The 17051-nt window shown below is 59.7% G+C and carries 15 protein-coding genes and 2 tRNA genes; 8 read left to right on the top strand and 9 right to left on the bottom strand.

The features are described from left to right. Positions 1 to 108: 108 nt before the first annotated feature. The gene (locus tag AC07V4_RS26570; RefSeq protein WP_492638712.1) at positions 109 to 1041 is read right to left on the bottom strand and encodes a LysR family transcriptional regulator; all 933 of its coding nucleotides are present in this window, start codon (positions 1039 to 1041) and stop codon (positions 109 to 111) included. Between the two features lie 89 nt (positions 1042 to 1130). Here AC07V4_RS26570 and AC07V4_RS26565 point away from each other — a divergent pair, with 89 nt between their 5' ends. Continuing rightward, the gene (locus AC07V4_RS26565) at positions 1131 to 1757 is read left to right on the top strand and encodes an alanyl-tRNA editing protein (protein ID WP_492638711.1); all 627 of its coding nucleotides are present in this window, start codon (positions 1131 to 1133) and stop codon (positions 1755 to 1757) included. 198 nt (positions 1758 to 1955) lie between these two features. Here the strand turns inward: AC07V4_RS26565 and AC07V4_RS26560 are convergent, their stop codons facing one another. Then, complete coding sequence (locus AC07V4_RS26560; protein ID WP_492638710.1) at positions 1956 to 3530, bottom strand: alkaline phosphatase D family protein; 1575 nt, start codon at positions 3528 to 3530, stop codon at positions 1956 to 1958. Then, positions 3527 to 4081 (bottom strand): GNAT family N-acetyltransferase, encoded by a 555-nt coding sequence (locus tag AC07V4_RS26555; RefSeq protein WP_492638709.1) that lies wholly within the window; start codon positions 4079 to 4081, stop codon positions 3527 to 3529. The genes AC07V4_RS26560 and AC07V4_RS26555 overlap by 4 nt, the downstream gene beginning before the upstream one ends. A 190-nt stretch (positions 4082 to 4271) precedes the next feature. On the opposite strand from AC07V4_RS26555, the gene AC07V4_RS26550 reads away from it, so the two are divergent. The 6 genes from AC07V4_RS26550 (at position 4272) to AC07V4_RS26525 (ending at position 11674) form a co-directional block, all read left to right on the top strand. Further along, positions 4272 to 4679, top strand: a complete 408-nt coding sequence (locus AC07V4_RS26550; protein ID WP_005786670.1) for an ExbD/TolR family protein — start codon at positions 4272 to 4274, stop codon at positions 4677 to 4679. Positions 4680 to 4681: 2 nt separating this feature from the next. Beyond that, positions 4682 to 5416: an energy transducer TonB family protein gene (locus tag AC07V4_RS26545; RefSeq protein ID WP_492638708.1), complete on the top strand. Its 735-nt coding sequence runs from the start codon at positions 4682 to 4684 to the stop codon at positions 5414 to 5416. 24 nt (positions 5417 to 5440) lie between these two features. Next, positions 5441 to 7723 (top strand): TonB-dependent receptor, encoded by a 2283-nt coding sequence (locus AC07V4_RS26540; RefSeq protein WP_492638707.1) that lies wholly within the window; start codon positions 5441 to 5443, stop codon positions 7721 to 7723. A gap of 17 nt (positions 7724 to 7740) precedes the next feature. Continuing rightward, positions 7741 to 8388: a MotA/TolQ/ExbB proton channel family protein gene (locus tag AC07V4_RS26535; RefSeq protein ID WP_431753425.1), complete on the top strand. Its 648-nt coding sequence runs from the start codon at positions 7741 to 7743 to the stop codon at positions 8386 to 8388. 53 nt (positions 8389 to 8441) lie between these two features. Beyond that, complete coding sequence (locus AC07V4_RS26530; protein ID WP_492638706.1) at positions 8442 to 9659, top strand: phospholipase D-like domain-containing protein; 1218 nt, start codon at positions 8442 to 8444, stop codon at positions 9657 to 9659. Positions 9660 to 9934: 275 nt separating this feature from the next. After that, entirely contained in the window at positions 9935 to 11674 is a 1740-nt protein-coding gene (locus AC07V4_RS26525; RefSeq protein WP_492638705.1) for a dipeptidase, read from the top strand. A gap of 29 nt (positions 11675 to 11703) precedes the next feature. Here the strand turns inward: AC07V4_RS26525 and AC07V4_RS26520 are convergent, their stop codons facing one another. Further along, the gene (locus AC07V4_RS26520) at positions 11704 to 13359 is read right to left on the bottom strand and encodes a M24 family metallopeptidase (RefSeq protein ID WP_492638704.1); all 1656 of its coding nucleotides are present in this window, start codon (positions 13357 to 13359) and stop codon (positions 11704 to 11706) included. A 77-nt stretch (positions 13360 to 13436) separates the two neighbouring features. Between AC07V4_RS26520 and pdxR the strand changes: the two genes are divergently transcribed. After that, positions 13437 to 14918, top strand: coding sequence for a MocR-like pyridoxine biosynthesis transcription factor PdxR (gene pdxR, locus AC07V4_RS26515; RefSeq protein ID WP_492638703.1), 1482 nt, complete (start codon positions 13437 to 13439; stop codon positions 14916 to 14918). Between the two features lie 35 nt (positions 14919 to 14953). Here pdxR and AC07V4_RS26510 read toward each other — a convergent pair whose 3' ends face one another. The 5 genes from AC07V4_RS26510 to AC07V4_RS26490 form a co-directional block, all read right to left on the bottom strand. Further along, positions 14954 to 15205 (bottom strand): hypothetical protein, encoded by a 252-nt coding sequence (locus tag AC07V4_RS26510; RefSeq protein WP_431750704.1) that lies wholly within the window; start codon positions 15203 to 15205, stop codon positions 14954 to 14956. Between the two features lie 54 nt (positions 15206 to 15259). Next, positions 15260 to 16363, bottom strand: coding sequence for a polyamine ABC transporter substrate-binding protein (locus AC07V4_RS26505; RefSeq protein ID WP_492638702.1), 1104 nt, complete (start codon positions 16361 to 16363; stop codon positions 15260 to 15262). An 86-nt stretch (positions 16364 to 16449) separates the two neighbouring features. Further along, complete coding sequence (locus AC07V4_RS26500; protein WP_492638701.1) at positions 16450 to 16857, bottom strand: hypothetical protein; 408 nt, start codon at positions 16855 to 16857, stop codon at positions 16450 to 16452. A 38-nt stretch (positions 16858 to 16895) separates the two neighbouring features. Further along, positions 16896 to 16971, bottom strand: a tRNA-Gly gene (locus AC07V4_RS26495). A 3-nt stretch (positions 16972 to 16974) separates the two neighbouring features. Beyond that, a tRNA-Glu gene (locus AC07V4_RS26490) sits at positions 16975 to 17050 on the bottom strand. Position 17051 lies beyond the last annotated feature (1 nt).

Below are 17051 nucleotides of genomic sequence, written 5' to 3'. Positions count from 1 at the left end.
CAAATGTGAGAGCGGGCTTGCTCGCGAATTCGGCCTATCAGTCGATAAGATGTTGACTGAACTATCGCATTCGCGAGCAAGCCCGCTCCCACATTTTTGACCGTATTCCTACCGTTGGCGCAGTGTCGGTTCACGCGCCATGCACTCCACCAGATAATCAATAAACACCCGCAACTTGGGCGGCAGATAACGTGTGGGCGAATGCAGCAACCATGCCTCACCGTGGTAAGACGCAATAAAGTCCCACTCTGCCAACACCTGTACCAACCGCCCCTCCTCCAAGGCATGCCGCGCGGTGAAATACGGCAAGCTGCCAATCCCCACATGTTGCAGCACTGCATCCAGCCGCACCCCTGTGTGATTCGCCGCGTAACGCCCACGCACTCCCACCGTCACCGCCTTGCCGCCCTGACGGAATTTCCAGCGCGAGTCCCCCGGCGTTTCACCCAGATAGATGCAACTGTGCTCCAGCAGATCATTGGGATGCCGGGGTGTGCCATGCTCGGCCAAATACTGCGGCGTTGCGCACACCAAATGCTCGATGGGCAACAACTGGCGGCCCACCAGGCCTGGTGGCGGGCTGTCGGTGATGCGGATGCTCAGATCGACATTGTCATCAATCAGGTCCACATGCCGATCCTCCAGAATCAGTTGCACATCCACCTTGGGATAGCGTCGTAAAAACTCCGGCATATGCGGGTGCACCACAAACCGCCCCACCGCCTTGGGCACGCTGACCCGCACCAGGCCCTCGGCCTCATGGGCGAATTGGCCGCTGACTTCCATCACCGACCGCGCCGCGTTGACCATCTCCCGACAGCGCTTGAACACCTCTTCACCGCCCTCGCTCAAGCGCAACTTACGCGTGGTGCGCTGCAACAGGCGGGTGGCCAAAGCCTGTTCCAGACGCGAAATGCTGCGGCTCACCGCTGAGGGCGAAACGCTCAGTTGTCGCGCCGCTTCGGAGAAGCTACCGGTCTCCACTACCTTGACGAAAATCGCCATCTCACCCAGTAGCGGCAAAGGAAGATTGATGCTCATGACGCACAGGTCCATTGATATTTGAACGGATTATCACCCAATTACGCACTATTTATACTGCGTGCAGAACCCTGATGCGGATGTAGATGATGACCGAGCGCCTGTTTTTCACCCACGACCACCTGACCGCCGAGCTTGAAGTGCTGAGCTGTACACCCCACGAGAGCCAGTTTGCGGTGACGTTGCAGTCGACAATCTTTCATCCTCAAGGCGGCGGGCAACCGTTCGACACCGGCTGGCTCGGCGACAGCCAGGTCATGCGCGTCATTCAGGAGGCAGACCGCGTGGTGCATTACCTCGACCAACCCGTCGCCCTTGGCCCGATCACTGCGCGGGTCGATGCGCAACGTCGTGCCCTGCACACCCGCCTGCATTCTGCCGGCCATCTGATTGGTAACGCAGGGGAATGCCTGGGCTGGATGCCGATCAAGGCTCACCATTGGCCGGGTGAAGGCAAGATCACCTTTATCCGTGGCGAAGCCGCGCAGGCCATGGACGCCGAGGCAATTCAAAGCCGAATCGATCAATGGATCGCCGCCGACTACCCACGACATATGGCCCTGGAAGATGGCACTCGCGAAGTAGGTTTCGGTGAATTGCCGACTTACGCGTGCGGTGGCACCCACGTGCAAGCGCTGGGCGAACTGGGCCAGGTGACGATCCTGGCACTGTCGGAAAAAAAGGGCACGCTGTCCGTGCGCTATGCCCTCGACTGACAACCAAATTGCTTTTTGTAGTGAGCGGGCTTGCCCCGCGCCGGGTGGCGAAGCCACCCCAACAAGGCCGCAGCGGTGTTTCAGAAAGACTGAAGTACCTGGGGGTGGGGCCGCTTCGCAGCCCAGCGCGGGGCAAGCTCGCTCACTACAGATGAGGCGTTCTACATCTCACCGCTTAACTGACGTTCACCACAACGATCAGACCGCAATCGCACCCGCTCGCCCCGGCTCCACCACAAATGACTTGAGCGTGGAAACCGTGGCGATCGGATCACGCGGGTCGGTGATCACACGGAAGTGGGTGAGCATCTTCTGTTCCGCCAACTCCACCGACACATAGCCGCGCTGGCGACTGTCAAAGAACTTTACGTGGGGATTTAGCGGCAGGATCTTGCTGAACGCCTCGAAGGGCGGACCATCCGAAGTCACCGACGAGCCGACGAATTCGGTCGCCACCACCGGTGAGTCCAGGTCATTGGCGTCGGCGTGCAGATCCGTGGTCCAGAACGAGTGGATATCACCCCCCCAGAACACCGGGTTTTTCAGCTGACGGCGCTGGATGGATACCAGCATGCGCTCGCGGTTGGCCATGTAGCCGTCCCATCCATCGGTCCAGCGTCCTGGCTTGTGGCTGGTCAGGTCGCGTTGGGGCAGCGGTGCTACCAGCAAGTCCTGGGCGATGATGTTCCATTGCGCCTGCGACTCGGCAAACCCTTGGTCCAACCAGCTTTCCTGTGCCCAGCCAAGCATGGTACGGCTGGGGTCGCGCAAGTCTCTGCAAGTGTTTTCCGCGATATGCCCCTGGTGGCTGCCATTGGCGAGAATGCAGGGTTGTTCAGAGCGGTATTGGCGCCCGTCCAGCACATGAAAACGCGCCAGTCGGCCGTAGTCCATGCGCCGATAAATGCGCATGTCCGGGCCCCTGGGCAAGCTAGTGGCGCGCAAGGGCATGTGTTCGTAGAACGCCTGGTACGCCGCAGCCCGCTGCTGGAGAAACTGCGCCACGGGGATCTTCTGGTCCTGGGACCAGCGATTGGCGTAGTCATTCTGCACTTCGTGATCATCCCAGGTGGCCACGCTGGGCGCGGCCGCGTGCAGGGCCTGCAAGTCCGGATCGGTTTTGTACAAGGCATAGCGGTTGCGATAGTCACTCAGGCTCACGGCATTGCCGCTGCCATGGGGGCGAATGATCTTGCCCGAGTCCGCTGCATAGGAACTGTCGTAGATGTAGTCGCCGAGGAAAAACACCAGGTCGGGTTGCTCCGCCGCCAAGTGGCGGTACGCGCTGAAGTAACCGCGCTCCCAGTGCGAGCAGGAAACAAACCCCAGTCGAGCTGCGGCCATGGCCTGCACAGGCGGCGTCGTGCGTACCTGACCCACCGGGCTCTGCGCGCCGAGGCCTTCGAATTGGTACCAATACGGCCGCCCCGCCTCCAACCCCGCTACCTCGACGTGCACCGAGTGGGCGAAACGCTCAGTTGCCATCACCTCACCCTGCTTCACGATGCGCGTCATCGCCGCATCACTGGCCACCCGCCAACGCACCGGCACCGCACGGTTCAGCCCACCACGCCCATCCGCCGCATTGAACAACGGCGCCAGGCGCGTCCAGATAACAAAACCGTCCGGCAACGGGTCGCCGGAAGCTACGCCGAGGGTGAACGGGTAATCCACGCCTGCGCTGCGGGCAAACGGGCTGAGGATTGAAAACGCGGCAGCGACCGCCAGCCCGCCGAGGACGCGACGGCGGTCATGGTCGACCACGCCGTTCACAACCGGCGCTCCCAGTCGTCACGCACCGTGGCGAACCCCAGCAAATCTTCATACACGCCGTTCTTGAGAAACGCTTCGCGCATACAGCCTTCATAACGCAGGCCGATTTTTTCCATGACCCGCGCCGATTCCTTGTTGCGACCGAAGCATTGGCTGCCCACTCGCTGCAACTCCAGTTCGGCAAACCCGAAATCCATCATCGCGCTCGCTGCTTCTGCCGCATAACCCTGATTGCGAGCGTGAGCCGCCACCCAGTACCCCAGATGCCCATAGTGATGCCTGGAGTTGAAACGCAGGCTGACCATGCCGATCAATTCACCGGTTTCCCGCACATGCATGCCCAGGTTGAGCAAATCACCGGTGCAATATTTTTCTTCGATACCCGCGATAAAACCCTGTGCGGTTTCCAGGGTGTAGGGCGACGGAATGTTGGCCGTGTTGTCGGCAATTTTCGGCCCGTTGGCAAGGGTGAACAGTGTCTCGGCCTGGTCCATTTCCAGCGCCCGCAATAGTAGACGCGAGGTGGCCAATTGCGGCAGTTCAGTCGGCATGCGGGGCGGCTCTCAAGATAAATTCCTCAAGAATGTACCCCCTTCGTGTCAATTTCATTACGTCATAAAAGTGCAAGGTAACTCTTCTGAAAGTAGCGTCCTAGAGCCTTTAAATCGTAAATTTTTGTTAACCATTCGGTCATTTTTGATTGGTAGCGTGTCGCCCCTAATTCAATGACGGGGTAACAGAATGAGAACCTGGGATGAACCCAAGAAACGCAAGGCGCACATCGAGTTGATCCCGATGATCGACGTGATGATGTTCCTCCTGGTGTTTTTCGTACTGGTCAGTCTGAACGTGATTCCGGCACTCGGCATGAAGACGCAATTGCCCAGCGCCAGCAGTTCGCAACAGCTCAAGCCACAGAATAAATTCATCCTGACCCTGGGCCTGGAAGGCCAGTTGCAGCTCGACGGCAAGGACCTCACGGTCGACGCGCTGGTACCGGCGTTGAAAGCGGCTGAAAAGCCCGACACCAAGTCGACCATCATCGTTAACAGCGACAAAGGCGTAGAGGTTTCGCGCCTGGTGGAAGTGATGGACACCCTGCGCCTGGGTGGCTTCACCTCCGTGTCCATCGCCACGCGTAAGTCCTGACCATGTACGTAGTGTTTCGTGCGCGTCAGCTGCTGGGCAGTGTCCCGGCCCTGATCGCCCTGGTGCTGATTGCACTGGGTATCCAGTCCCAACCCCTGAAAATCCAGCCGCAGTACGACGAGTCGGCGGTTGAGCTGGCCCTGGTCGAGCCGGAGCCAGAAGTGGTCCCTGACCCCGTGATGGAGCAAGAGCCGCCGCCACCGGTGATCGAGGATGAAGAGGCCGAACCAGCCCCACCTCCACCGCCGCCCAAGCCCTTGCCAAAACCTGAACCCAAGCCCAAGCCGGTGCCCAAACCCAAGCCTGTGGTGGCCGCCAAGCCGACACCGACACCCGCACCCGTGGCACCCGTTGCAGCCAAGCCGGTTCAGGCAGCGGTTGCGCCGACACCCGCCCCGCCAGCCCCACCGGCACCGCCCAAGGTCGATGGCCAGGCGCTGGAAGGTGGCTACCTCAAGGGTCTGCGCAACGAGCTGGACACGTACAAGCAATACCCCACCGGGCGCCAGGCGTCCCTCGAACGCCCCAGTGGCGAGGTGGTGGTCTGGTTGATGGTGGATCGACAAGGCCGTGTTCTCGACGCCGGGATCCAGACCCCGGCGCCGAGCATGCTGCTCAATCGGGCCGCTACCAATAGCCTGCGCCGCATCAAGCAGGTCAAGCCGTTCCCCGAACAAGCCTTCGGTGGACGTAACGAGCAACGCTTCACCGCCACCTTCAACTACAGCGTGCAATAAGCACCCGACACCAGGACGACAGTGATGAGGTTCACACGTATTCATCTGGCACTCGTTGCCGCGACGAGCATGACCCACGGAGTGGTCATGGCAGAGACCAGCGACAGTGACGTCGGGACGATTGGCGTACAGGGCAAGGCAACCGCTGGGGGCGGTTACATGGTCCAGGAGGAGAGCATCAAGGGCCGCTCGACCATCACCAAGGAAGCGCTGGACAAACAAACCGCCACCGGCAACGCCATCGACAAGCTCAAGTACACGCCGGGACTGAACATCTCCAGCGAAGACAACACCGGCCTCTCGGGCTTCCGCTTCACCATGCGCGGCATGAACTCCGACCAGGTGGGCATGTCGGTGGACGGCATGCCGATCAACGACTCCGGCAACTACGCGTTGTACTCCAACCTGTTGGGCGACCCGGAAAACATCGACCAGATCTTCGTCACCCAGGGCTCGTCGGAAGCAGACGGCCCGCACATCGGCTCCAGCGGCGGCAACATCGGCATCGTGACCATTCGCCCGACCAAGGAAACCGGCGCATTCGTCAAACAGGTCGTGGGCAGCAACGCCACCCGCAAGACCTTTGCCCGTCTCAACACCGGTGAGGTCAACGGCCTGAGCAACTGGCTGTCGGTGTCCCATACCGAAGGTGACATGTGGCGCGGCTCGGGTGCCGTGCGTGCGGACAAGGTGGAATGGAACAGCTTCTTCGACGCCGGCAACGGCAACACCGCCAACCTGATCCTCAAGTACCACGAGCAGGACAACAACAGTTACAGCCAACTGACCAAGGCGCAGTTCCAGCAGTACGGGCGCAAATACGACCCGTACGCCGCGACGCCAGCCCTGGGCAGCAACGGCAAGGTCAATAACTACTACGCCCTGGCGCAGAACCCGTTCCAGACCTTTACCGGCGTACTCAACACCCAGTTCAAGTTGGCCGATAACCTGTCCCTTTCGGTCATCCCGTATTACTACTGGGGTAACGGCAGCGGTGTCGGTTCGTCCTCCTACGCGCTGAACCGTGGCTCGAACCAGGGCGGTATTTTCGACCTGGGCAACCTGCCGACCGCCGCCCAATACAACGCCGACGGCTCCGCCACCACCGGCGTCTACTACCGCCCTTCCCGCACTCAGACCTGGCGCCCGGGCATCACCACCAAACTGAACTGGGACCTGGGCGACCACAGCCTGCAATTCGGCTACTGGTACGAGCGTGCCCGCCAGAGCCAGACCCAACCGTTCATTGCCCTCAAGAACAACGGCAAGCCGAGCGACACTTGGCCGGACGGCACTTCCGTGGTCGACGCCAACGGCAACACCGTGCAGGGTCGCGACCGCTTCACCATAACCCCGGCGCAAAAAGTCTGGGCCCAGGACACCTGGTTCATCAATTCGGACTGGACCCTGGTGGCAGGCCTGGCTTACATGAACGTCGAACGCGATGGCACCAACAACGGCAGCCTCACCGAACAACCGGAAAAGCGTAACCAGACCTACAACAAGCTGCTGCCCAACGCAGGCCTGAAATACCAGCTCGACGAACGCGACCAGTTGTTCTACAGCCTGTCACGCAACATGCGTGTGCCGCAGAACTACGTGCTGTACGACAAAGGTGCCGATTCGATCAACTCCAAGCCGGAAACCAGCTGGAACCATGAATTGGGCTGGCGCTACACCGGCGACGAGATGACCCTGGCCGCCACCCTGTTCTACATGGAGTTCAAGAACCGCCAAGTATCGTCCAGGGACATCAACGGCGACTTCGCCGACATCAACGCCGGCTCCGTCACCAACAAAGGCCTGGAATTGGAATGGAGCGGCCTGCTGCCCAACCATTTCAACTACTACACCTCCTACACCTACACCAAGGCCGAGCAACAGGATGACCTGACCGTGTACAACGCGGGCAAGGCCATCGTATTGCCCACCAGCGGCAAGCAATTCGCCAACGTGCCCAAGAACATGCTGGCGGCCAACATCGGCTACGACGACGGGCGCTTCTACGGCACCTTCGGCGGTAAATACACCAGCAAGCTGTTCGGCGACCTGACCAACGACGAGGCGATTTCCGGCCGCACCGTGTTCAACCTCGGCGCCGGTATCTACCTGCCAGTGGACAAGAAAGTGGTCAAGGACGCGACCCTGCGCCTGAACGTCGACAACCTGTTCGACAAGAAGTACCTGGACGGCGTGTACACCACCAAGACCAACTCGGCGAGCTACAGCGGTTTCCGCGATGGCGACCCGGCCTACATCGTTGGCCTGGACCGTACCGTCACGGTTTCCCTGGAAGCGAATTTCTAACTGCGAGGCTATAGATCATGGACATGAACCTGCTTCACGCCATCACCTTTTATGTGATGTACGCCGCCATGGCGATTGCGATCTTTATCGCCATTGAACGCGGCATTTACTTCGCCTATGTGCGTCGCCAGGCACGCGCCTTGACCGAAGCCCTCGGCCCCAACGTGCACAGCGAACGCGACCTGCCTGACGCCCTGACCCGCCGCGACAGCCTGCCGCTGAACATGGTGTTGCCCATCCTGGCGCAGAAAGCGGCCCATGGTTCGCGCAAGGACCTGGATGACGAAATCGACACCCAGTATCTGAAGACCCGCGCACCGCTGTCGCGCAGCCTGTGGATCATCGAGACCATCACCACCGCCGCGCCGCTGCTGGGTTTGTTGGGCACCATCCTCGGCATCATCGACACCTTCAAGGCCCTGGCCTCGGCCGGCGTGTCCGACCCAGGCCAGATCTCCGGTGGTATCGGGACGGCCTTGTTCGCCACCGGTCTGGGTATCGCCATTGCGCTGTTCTGCGTGGTATTCCACAACTTCTTCCAGGACAGCCTGGAGCGCATCAACGATCAGTTGAAGATCCTGCTGATCCGTGCTGCCACTGGCGCCCGTGTACAGGGTGAAGTACCGCACTTGGTACCAACCCCGTTGCACACTCGCACAGCATGACCTTCAGGGCGGGCGCAATGCGCCCGCCTTTCTTTTTGCCTGATGAGACGCCCATGCACCTATCAATGAATTTGCGTATCGCAGGCCTCGCCGGCTTGCTCCTGAGTCCGCTTGCCCAAGCGGACTTTTCAATTCCAGGGTTTGAACTGGTGCACACCGTGCCCGTGGATACCGCGTTGGGCACGGCCGATTTGCGTCAGCCTGGCCCGGTGTGGATCGAGTTGTTCGACGGTGCGAAAAGCACCATCGATATCGGTCAGTTCTACGCCGCCGACCATCCCGGTTCGGTGATGGACCAGGTGATCCAGCACCTGGAAGCCGCCGGCAAACGTGGCGTGAAGATTCGCTTCCTGCTCGAAGAAAAAGGCATCAAGTTGTCGGAAGCTTCCACCCTGGAGCGCTTGCGCGCCATTCCCAACCTGACCTTCCGCGTACTGCCCTATGGACAGTTGAGCGGCGGCATCATCCACGCCAAATACATGGTGGTGGACGGCAAGCAGGCCTTTGTCGGCAGCCAGAATTTCGACTGGCGTTCGCTTGAACACATCCACGAGACCGGCCTGCGCATCAGCGATGCGACCGTGGTGAGCCAGGTCCAGGCGATCTTCAACCAAGACTGGAAAGCCCAGGCCGCCCTCGCCGACAACAAACCCGTGCCACTGCCTGTCACCGGCCAGGAACCCGCACGCACCGGTAACTACCTGGTGGCCAGCCCGCAGCGCTACAACCCGCCAGGCGTGGGTGATTCACAGTTGGAACTGCCGCGCCTGCTGAGCGAAGCGAAGAAGGAAGTACGCGTACAACTGCTGGACTATGCGCCACTGTCCTACGGGCCGGATCGCACCCGTCCGTACTACGCCGTGATCGACAACGCCGTACGCGCCGCCGCCGCACGTGGTGTGTCGATCAAATTGATGGTGTCCAACTGGAACACCGACAAGCTGGAACTGCCCTACCTCAAAAGCCTGGCCGTGTTACCCAACGTCGAGGTCAAGATCGTCACCCTGCCCGAGGCCAAGCAAGGCTTTATTCCTTATGCGCGGGTGATCCACAGCAAGACTATGGAGATCGACGGGCAAGTGGCGTGGGTGGGCACCAGCAACTGGCTGGGCGGCTACTTCGACAACTCGCGCAACCTGGAAGTGGTGATGCACGACAATGCGATGGCCAAGCGGATTGGCGAGTTGCATGAGCAATTGTGGGATGGACCCTATGCCAAGGCGCTCGATGTAGCGGCACAGTACCCAGACCCACACCCTGGCAAGCCTTGACCTGAAATGTGATTCAAACCCCAAGACAAATCCCCTGTGGGAGGGGGCTTGCCCCCGATGGCGGTACATCAGCCACACTTTCATCGGCTGACACTCTGCCATCAGGGGCAAGCCTCCTCCCACATGTGAATCTTTATTGCCCTGACATCTGCGTACGATATTTCCCACACCAAGGCCTCCCTATAGCAACCTTGGTGATGGTAGTGTGTAGAAATGTTTCTGACTTATTGATCAGAAACCTCTTACTCACTATCTGCAAAGGAATGCCTCTAACAATGCACTTTCCACTCAAAAAACTGGTAGCCGCCACCCTGTTCGCGGCCAGCCTCTCGGCAGTCACCACACCCGCTTTCGCCAACATCAGTGCTGAACAAAGCGCAACGATCATCAAGCATTTCAGCGAAACATCGGTCACCGATTTCCGTGGTTTCCTCACCACCCTGGCCAAAGGCGATCTGGCGAAAACCGATGACATCGGCCCGGCCATCGACGCCTTCCTGGCCAACAAATCCCTGAGCGCCGACCAGCAGAACGAAATCAATCGCCTGCTCGGCATTTACACGCGGGTGAAATACGGCAAAGCCGCCCTCGAAACCCTGCGCGAGCTGGTGGAAATCCCGACGTTCAATGTGGACGGCCTGCCGCAGTACAAAAACCCGGAATTTCTCAAGATCGCCGACAAGATCCAGAGCCTGGCCAAATCGTTCAACCTGAACTTCCGTAACGTCGACAACCGCGTGTACGAAATTTCCCTGGAAGGCAGCGGCGATGAAGTCGTCGGCATCCACGCCCACGCCGACGTGGTACCGGTAACTCCGGAAAACTGGGTGCTCAAGGACGGCACCAAACTCGACCCGTTCAAAGTCACGCTGATCGGCGACCGCATGTATGGACGTGGCACCGAGGATGACAAGAACGGCATCGTCGTGGCCATGTACGCCATGAAAGTGATCAAGGAAGAAAAGCTGCCGCTGGCGCGCAACTTCAAGTTGCTGGTGGACACGACTGAAGAAACCTCCGGCGATGCGATCCCGTACTACTTCGAACACAACCCGGTTCCGCAATACAACCTGGCGCTGGATGGTGGCTACCCGGTGGTGATTGCCGAGAAAGGCTACGGCACCGTAATGGCCACCTTCCCGGTGCGCAAAGGTGAAGGCAAAGGCGCTGAAATCATTTCGATGACCGGCGGCATGGCCACCAACCAGATTCCTTCGGTGTCCGTCGCCACGCTGGTCAGCGACAAGCCCGCTGAATTGGCTGCCAGCCTGGAAAAAGCCGGTGCCGAATACGCCAAACAAAATGGCGGCGACTTCCAGGTGGCGGCCAAGGTGGTCGGCAAAGAGGTCAAGCTGACGGTCACTGGCGTGTCCGCGCATTCGTCGGAACCGGAGTCCGGCGTCAACCCGGTGGCACGCATGTTGGTGCTGATCAACAGCCTCGACGGCAAGATCGCCCTCAAGCACAACCACATCACCGACGCCGCACGCTATGCCGCCGACAACTGGGGTCTGGACTACCTGGGCGGCAAGCTGGGCGTGGGCTTCTCCGATGCCTTCATGGGGCCGCTGACCACCTCGCTGACCTTTGTCGGCCTGGATGCCAAAGCCTTCAAACTGGCGGTGAACCTGCGAGTGCCCAAGGGTAAGACCCCAGACGTGCTCAAGGCCGAAATCGCGGAAAAACTCAGCGCCTGGGACAAGCAATCCAAGATCAAGGTGAGCTTCATCTACTCAGTCGCCGCGCCGATGTACCGCAACCCGGAAGGCGAATGGGTCAAAGCCTTGTTGGCCGTGGCCAGCGAGAACCTGGGCATGGAGCACAAGTTCGGCACCTCGGCCGGCGCCACCTCCGTGCATGAGCTGCCTAATGGTGTGCAGTTCGGCTTGGCGCGTCCGGAAGTCAAGTACACCGGGCACACCGACGGTGAATTCAAGACGGTCGACCAGTTCCTGATCGACCTGCAAATCGTCACCGAGATGATGAGCCGCGTCGGGCAGTTGCCGAAGCTCTAAGGCCCATTGAGCCCGCCGCAATGGCGGGCTCAATGCATCAGAATATCTTCGAAGAACCCACCGATCGGCAGGGTGGGATGACACAGCTGGATCTCCAATACCCACACCATTTCGCTGGGCGTGATCTCCAAGTCCGCGAGTTCCTTGTTCCCGAACAACGCATGGGGGAAGTCCGCAATGCGGTGGCCTGCCAGATTGCGTGACAGCCGCCAGCCTTTGGCCACGGCGCGCGCTTCGGCAAAGTCATAAAGCTCGCAGCCGGTCATGCCCCGCAGCCACGCTTCGCGGGTTTCATCGAAGACTTCGTGCAACACCCTCCTGCACTCCAGATGCAACGGCGCCTCACCGAAGATGAAGGTATCGCCATAGTCACCCTCGTAGCCATCCCACACCGGGCCAAGGTCCACCACCACGATGTCGCTGGGGCGCAGTGTGCGCAATGGGTCGATGCCTTCGCGGGGCGGACGCACCGTGTCGTCGCCAAAACGGATGTAGGTGGGGTGCCAGGTATGGGACGCGCCCATGACCTGCAACTGTTCGGCGGCCATTTCCAGGGCGGCTCCGGTGGTCATGCCGACTTTCAATTGGCTGGCGATGGCCGCCAGCGCACGTACGCTTTTCTCACGCGCTGCGAGCATGCCGTCGAGGGAATAACGCGGCCCGACTTTTTCCCAGGTTTCATCCAGTGAATCGAGCAGCGTGTCGGCACTCGACCGGCCACTGGGCACAAAGGCTTCCGCCACGAAGCGATGGCTCGGCAAGCCCGCGTTCAGGCACTGCTCACGGGTCTGGCTGATCATGGCGCCGTTGCCGCAGGCGTATACCTGGACCGCATCCCAATGATGTCCGTGGCTCAGCGCAACTTCCTGCACCCTGCCCTCGGACACCAGGACCGGATGCCAGTGAAAACGTGGGTGGTCGATGATCGATTGGTCCAGGAATTCGCGCTCGTAAAAATCTGCCGCCTGCGCACCGCCCCAGTAAAACGTCACCTCGACATCGCGTTTCAAGGCGGTCAACAGGATCGGCTTGATACCCGCGTAGCCGGTGCCCGTGGCGAACAGGACCACAGGCGCAGCGTCATCGTCCTGCCAGGTGCAGGCACCAAAAGGCCCCTCCAGCTGCAACAGATCGCCGGCCTCAAGAGCGCCCAGAAGGGCTTCGGAAAAAAAACCGCCGTTCACTCGGCGAATCTGAAACACCAGGCGTCCATCGCCGTCGGCCGGCAGGTTGGCGATGGAGAAGCAACGCGAGTCTCCGTCGACCAGGCGGAATTTGAGGTACTGTCCCGCCCGCACCGCCAACGGCATATCCGGCATCACGACCAACTCAATGATATCGGCGCTGAGTGCCCGTTTGCTCAGCACCGTCGCTTCGACAACCAGCGCAGGCGTGTCCAGCGACCAGCCGGGAATCTCCAGGCGCATATCAGTGTCGGCATGGCTCTGGCACAGCAGCATTTCATTGGCTGCCAGGGGATAGCATGGCGCGGGGGCACCCGGCGCCAGCTGCTTGGCCCGGTAGTGCCCCTCAGTGACGACGACCTTGCATGATCCACACGCTCCGCGTCGACACGAGAACGGCACGGACAGGCCGCTGGCAAGCATCGCGTCCAGCAACAGCTCGTCACCGGCTTCAAAGGTTTTCCCCGAGGGGGACAGTTCGATGACATGGCGTGTATTCATAAAGACCTCGGGGTGAGTGAGGCTTGATTGTTGCGCTAGACTAGGCCCATTAAAACCTCCAGTTTTGGATACTTCAGATGGTCCAGATGCGTAAATGGCGCCCATTGCTCAAGCTGGATGAAAGCAGCCGCCAAGCCTCCTATCGCAAAATTGCCGAGGGCCTGGTAGCCGCGATCGTCGAGGGGCGCCTGCCGCCCGGCACGCTGTTGCCGGGCACACGGGAAATGGCGCAGTTGCTTGACGTCAACCGCAAGACCGTCATCCTGGCCTACGAAGAGGCCTTGACCAAAGGCTGGCTGATCAGCGAGCCGCGACGCGGGACGTTCGTCAATGCGCAACTGGCTTCCACGCCAACGCCGCGCTGCGCACAGCACTCTTTTGCCCCGCCATTGCTGGAGCAAGCGAGTGTTCCGTACTTCACCCAGAATGCCCAAGTGATCGCCCTGCAACATCGACATGACGCTCTGTTTTTCGATAACGGCGCCTGCGACCACCGCTTACTGCCCCAGGCCGTATTGCATCGCTACTACCGCAACGCCCTGCGCAACAGCTTTGCATCCAACTCCGTGCGTTATGGCAGCGAAGGCACCGGCTATGAATTGCGTTGCGCGCTGGCGGAGATGCTGCGCAACAACCGGGGGCTGGCCGTCAGTGCCGAGAATATCTGTCTGACCCCAGGCACCCAGGTGTCGCTGTTCCTGACCGCCAGCCTGCTGATCCAACCGGGTGACGTGGTGCTGGTAGAACGCCTGAGCTACCCACCGGCGTGGGAAATCTTCCGCAAGCTCGGTGCACAATTGGTCATGGTCGATATGGACGACGAAGGCTGTCGAACGGACCACATCGAGCGGTTATGCCACACGCACAATGTGAGGATGATTTACCTCACACCACACCATCAGTTCCCCACCACCGTGAGCCTGCATGCCGCACGCCGACAGCATCTGTTGGCATTGGCGGCGCAGCACAATTTCTGCGTGATCGAAGAAGACTACGACCACGAATACCACTTCAACGGACGGCCGTACTTGCCGCTGGCCAGTGATAACGCGCAACGCCATGTGATCTATATCGGCTCACTATCCAAGGCGTTGGGCGCAACCTTCCGATGCAGCTATGTCGTCGCCCCCGCCAGCGTGATCGAGGTGCTGCAGAGGAGCGCGGCCCTGGTGGTGGGAGATAGCGACGCGGTCGCGCAGAAGATGCTGGCGGACCTGATCAACCATGGCGAATTGAAGAAACACCTGCGCCGTGTTTCGAAAGAATACGCGGCGCGCCGAGAGGTACTGCAGAGCTGCTTACAGGAGGCATTCGGTGAGCGTATCCAAGTGCGCGAGCCCGAAGGCGGCCTGGCACTCTGGGTGCGCTTCCAGGATGAAACAAACGTTGATCAGTTGGTAAAAGCGGCCCAAGGCCAGGGCGTCGTGGTGCGCAGTGCACGTCAGTTTTCGCCGATGAACCTGCCGGAAAATGCCCTGCGCCTGGGCTTTGCCTCGCTTGATCGAGATGAGATCCGTCAAGCCACGCTGCGCCTGGCGCGGGCTTTGAACACGCGGTGAGCACACACGCCGATCATCAGTGATCGGCGGTTTTGTCAGAGAGGGAGCAGGAAACGCGACTTCTTTTCCACCCGGGCCAATTCGGGAAACTCAAGCAGCAACGCCCGGTTGCCCCGGCCAATGTGTTCCATCACCGCCCGGGTTATGTACTCACGTACCATGCCGGTCGAGACGTAATACATAGCCCAGGCTTGCTCAGGCGTGCAGTGGCCGATCTGCTCTTCAATTTCCTTGTACGCGTTGTCATCATCCGATTTCACGTCGTACGGGTAATCACGTTGGCCCATGATTCATCTCCCTCTCCCGGACTTCTGTGCAAAGCCCCTTGGTCAGTCACCCAATCACGTACCGCTCTTCACCTTGGTCCACACACGCGTGCGAATTCGCTCCAGCTTCAACGGCAGCGGCTCAAGGGGAACCAGCGTGGCGATGGTCTCTTTGGAAGGATAAATCCAAGGGTCGTCACGCAGTTTCTGCTCCACAAGGTGAGTGGCATCCTTGTTGGCGTTCGGGTACAGCGTGTGGTTTGAGCTTTTGGCAATCACGTCGGGCTCAAGCATGTAGTTGATGAATGCCAACCCTTGCTTGGCGTGGGGTGCGTCCTTGAGCAGCACAAAGTTTTCCGACCACACCAGCCCGCCCTCACGCGGCAGGCTGTAGGCAATCTTGCGGCCGGTGTTGTTTTTCTCATTGACGGCCTTGGCCGTCAGCGCCCCGCTCGCCCAACTCACCACCACACAAATATTGCCATCGGCAAAGTCGGCATCGGTTCTGGATGAGTCGAAGTAAAGAATGTAAGGGCGGATTTTCAGTAGCAGCGCCTGGGCCTTCTGGTAATCCTCAAGGTTCTGGCTGTTGCTCGGCAGGCCGAGGTAATGCAAAGCAATGGAAATGATTTCGCTGGGCGAGTCCATCATCGCCACGCCACATGACTTCAGCTTGCTGATGTTTTCTTCTTTGAAGATCAGATCCCAGCTGTCCACCGGGGCGTTGTCACCCAAGGCTGCCTTGACTTTGTCGACGTCGTAACCGATGCCGGTGGTGCCCCATAGATAAGGCACGGCGTACTTATTGCCGGGATCATTGGTCGCCAGCAGCGCCAGCATGTCCGGATCGATATGGGCATAGTTGCTCAATTGGCTGCGATCCAGCGGCGCCAGGACGCCCGCCTGGATCAGGCTTGGCAAGACATTGGAGGTGGCGACGACGACGTCATACCCGGTGCGACCGGCCATGACCTTGCTCTGCATGATCTCGGCGCTGTCGAAGGCATCCAGGTGTATCTTGGTGCCGGTCTTCTCCTCGAATTCCTTCGGCGTTTGCGGAGCGATCAACCCGAACCAGTTGTACAGGTTCACCTGTGCCTCAGCCGCTGCCGCCGGCATGTTTGCCCCCATGCAGACCAGCGAGGCCAGAAACATGGCGCGCAAATGTGATTGACTCATTTAACTATCCTTGTCAAAACGACAGGCCCTCATGGCCTTTATCCGCTGGAGGGTGAATATACCCGGCACCTTCGATTAGTAAATACCTACAAATACTTAGCGCCGACCAACACGTCCAGGTCATCAGTATGCCCGAGGTGGCCGATGCGGAAGAGGTCGACGCCCTGACACAACATTATGTAAAGGGACTGTTCCTGCTGGACCCGTTTTACATCGCCAACCGTGAAAACCCGCAGAGCGGCTTTTTCCATTTGTCCGACATTGCGCCAGAGCATTTTCTGAGCACCGAGTACTACCAGCGCTATTTCGAACAGTACATTTCCGTGGATGAGGTGCAGTACAACGTCCAACTGAATGCGGGCAGGACACTTGGACCGGAGCAAATCACCACGCTGGATATCATCAAGCCCTGGGTGACGGCCTTGATGCATCAACGCACGTGTTTTGAGCAAGCCTGCAACTTGCGGTTGCCGAGCAATAAAACGCACAAACAAAAACGCCGATCATCTCTGATCGGCGTTTTTGTTGAATATGGAGCGGGAAACGAGACTCGAACTCGCGACCCCGACCTTGGCAAGGTCGTGCTCTACCAACTGAGCTATTCCCGCAAATGGCGTCCCCTAGGGGACTCGAACCCCTGTTACCGCCGTGAAAGGGCGGTGTCCTAGGCCACTAGACGAAGGGGACA

The sequence above is a fragment of the Pseudomonas sp. GW821-FHT03A09 genome, from assembly GCF_059421065.1.
Note: the sequence above shows the minus strand (reverse complement) of the source record. Positions and strands in the feature narration are given on the sequence as shown.

Coding starts and splice junctions, on each gene's coding strand:
- AC07V4_RS26505 (WP_492638702.1), bottom strand. CDS start 16,363: ATGAGTCAATCACATTTGCGCGCCATGTTTCTGGCCTCGCTGGTCTGC.
- AC07V4_RS26550 (WP_005786670.1), top strand. CDS start 4,272: ATGAGAACCTGGGATGAACCCAAGAAACGCAAGGCGCACATCGAGTTG.
- AC07V4_RS26565 (WP_492638711.1), top strand. CDS start 1,131: ATGACCGAGCGCCTGTTTTTCACCCACGACCACCTGACCGCCGAGCTT.
- AC07V4_RS26510 (WP_431750704.1), bottom strand. CDS start 15,205: ATGGGCCAACGTGATTACCCGTACGACGTGAAATCGGATGATGACAAC.
- AC07V4_RS26540 (WP_492638707.1), top strand. CDS start 5,441: ATGAGGTTCACACGTATTCATCTGGCACTCGTTGCCGCGACGAGCATG.
- AC07V4_RS26535 (WP_431753425.1), top strand. CDS start 7,741: ATGGACATGAACCTGCTTCACGCCATCACCTTTTATGTGATGTACGCC.
- AC07V4_RS26525 (WP_492638705.1), top strand. CDS start 9,935: ATGCACTTTCCACTCAAAAAACTGGTAGCCGCCACCCTGTTCGCGGCC.
- AC07V4_RS26570 (WP_492638712.1), bottom strand. CDS start 1,041: ATGAGCATCAATCTTCCTTTGCCGCTACTGGGTGAGATGGCGATTTTC.
- AC07V4_RS26545 (WP_492638708.1), top strand. CDS start 4,682: ATGTACGTAGTGTTTCGTGCGCGTCAGCTGCTGGGCAGTGTCCCGGCC.
- pdxR (WP_492638703.1), top strand. CDS start 13,437: ATGGTCCAGATGCGTAAATGGCGCCCATTGCTCAAGCTGGATGAAAGC.
- AC07V4_RS26555 (WP_492638709.1), bottom strand. CDS start 4,081: ATGCCGACTGAACTGCCGCAATTGGCCACCTCGCGTCTACTATTGCGG.
- AC07V4_RS26520 (WP_492638704.1), bottom strand. CDS start 13,359: ATGAATACACGCCATGTCATCGAACTGTCCCCCTCGGGGAAAACCTTT.
- AC07V4_RS26530 (WP_492638706.1), top strand. CDS start 8,442: ATGCACCTATCAATGAATTTGCGTATCGCAGGCCTCGCCGGCTTGCTC.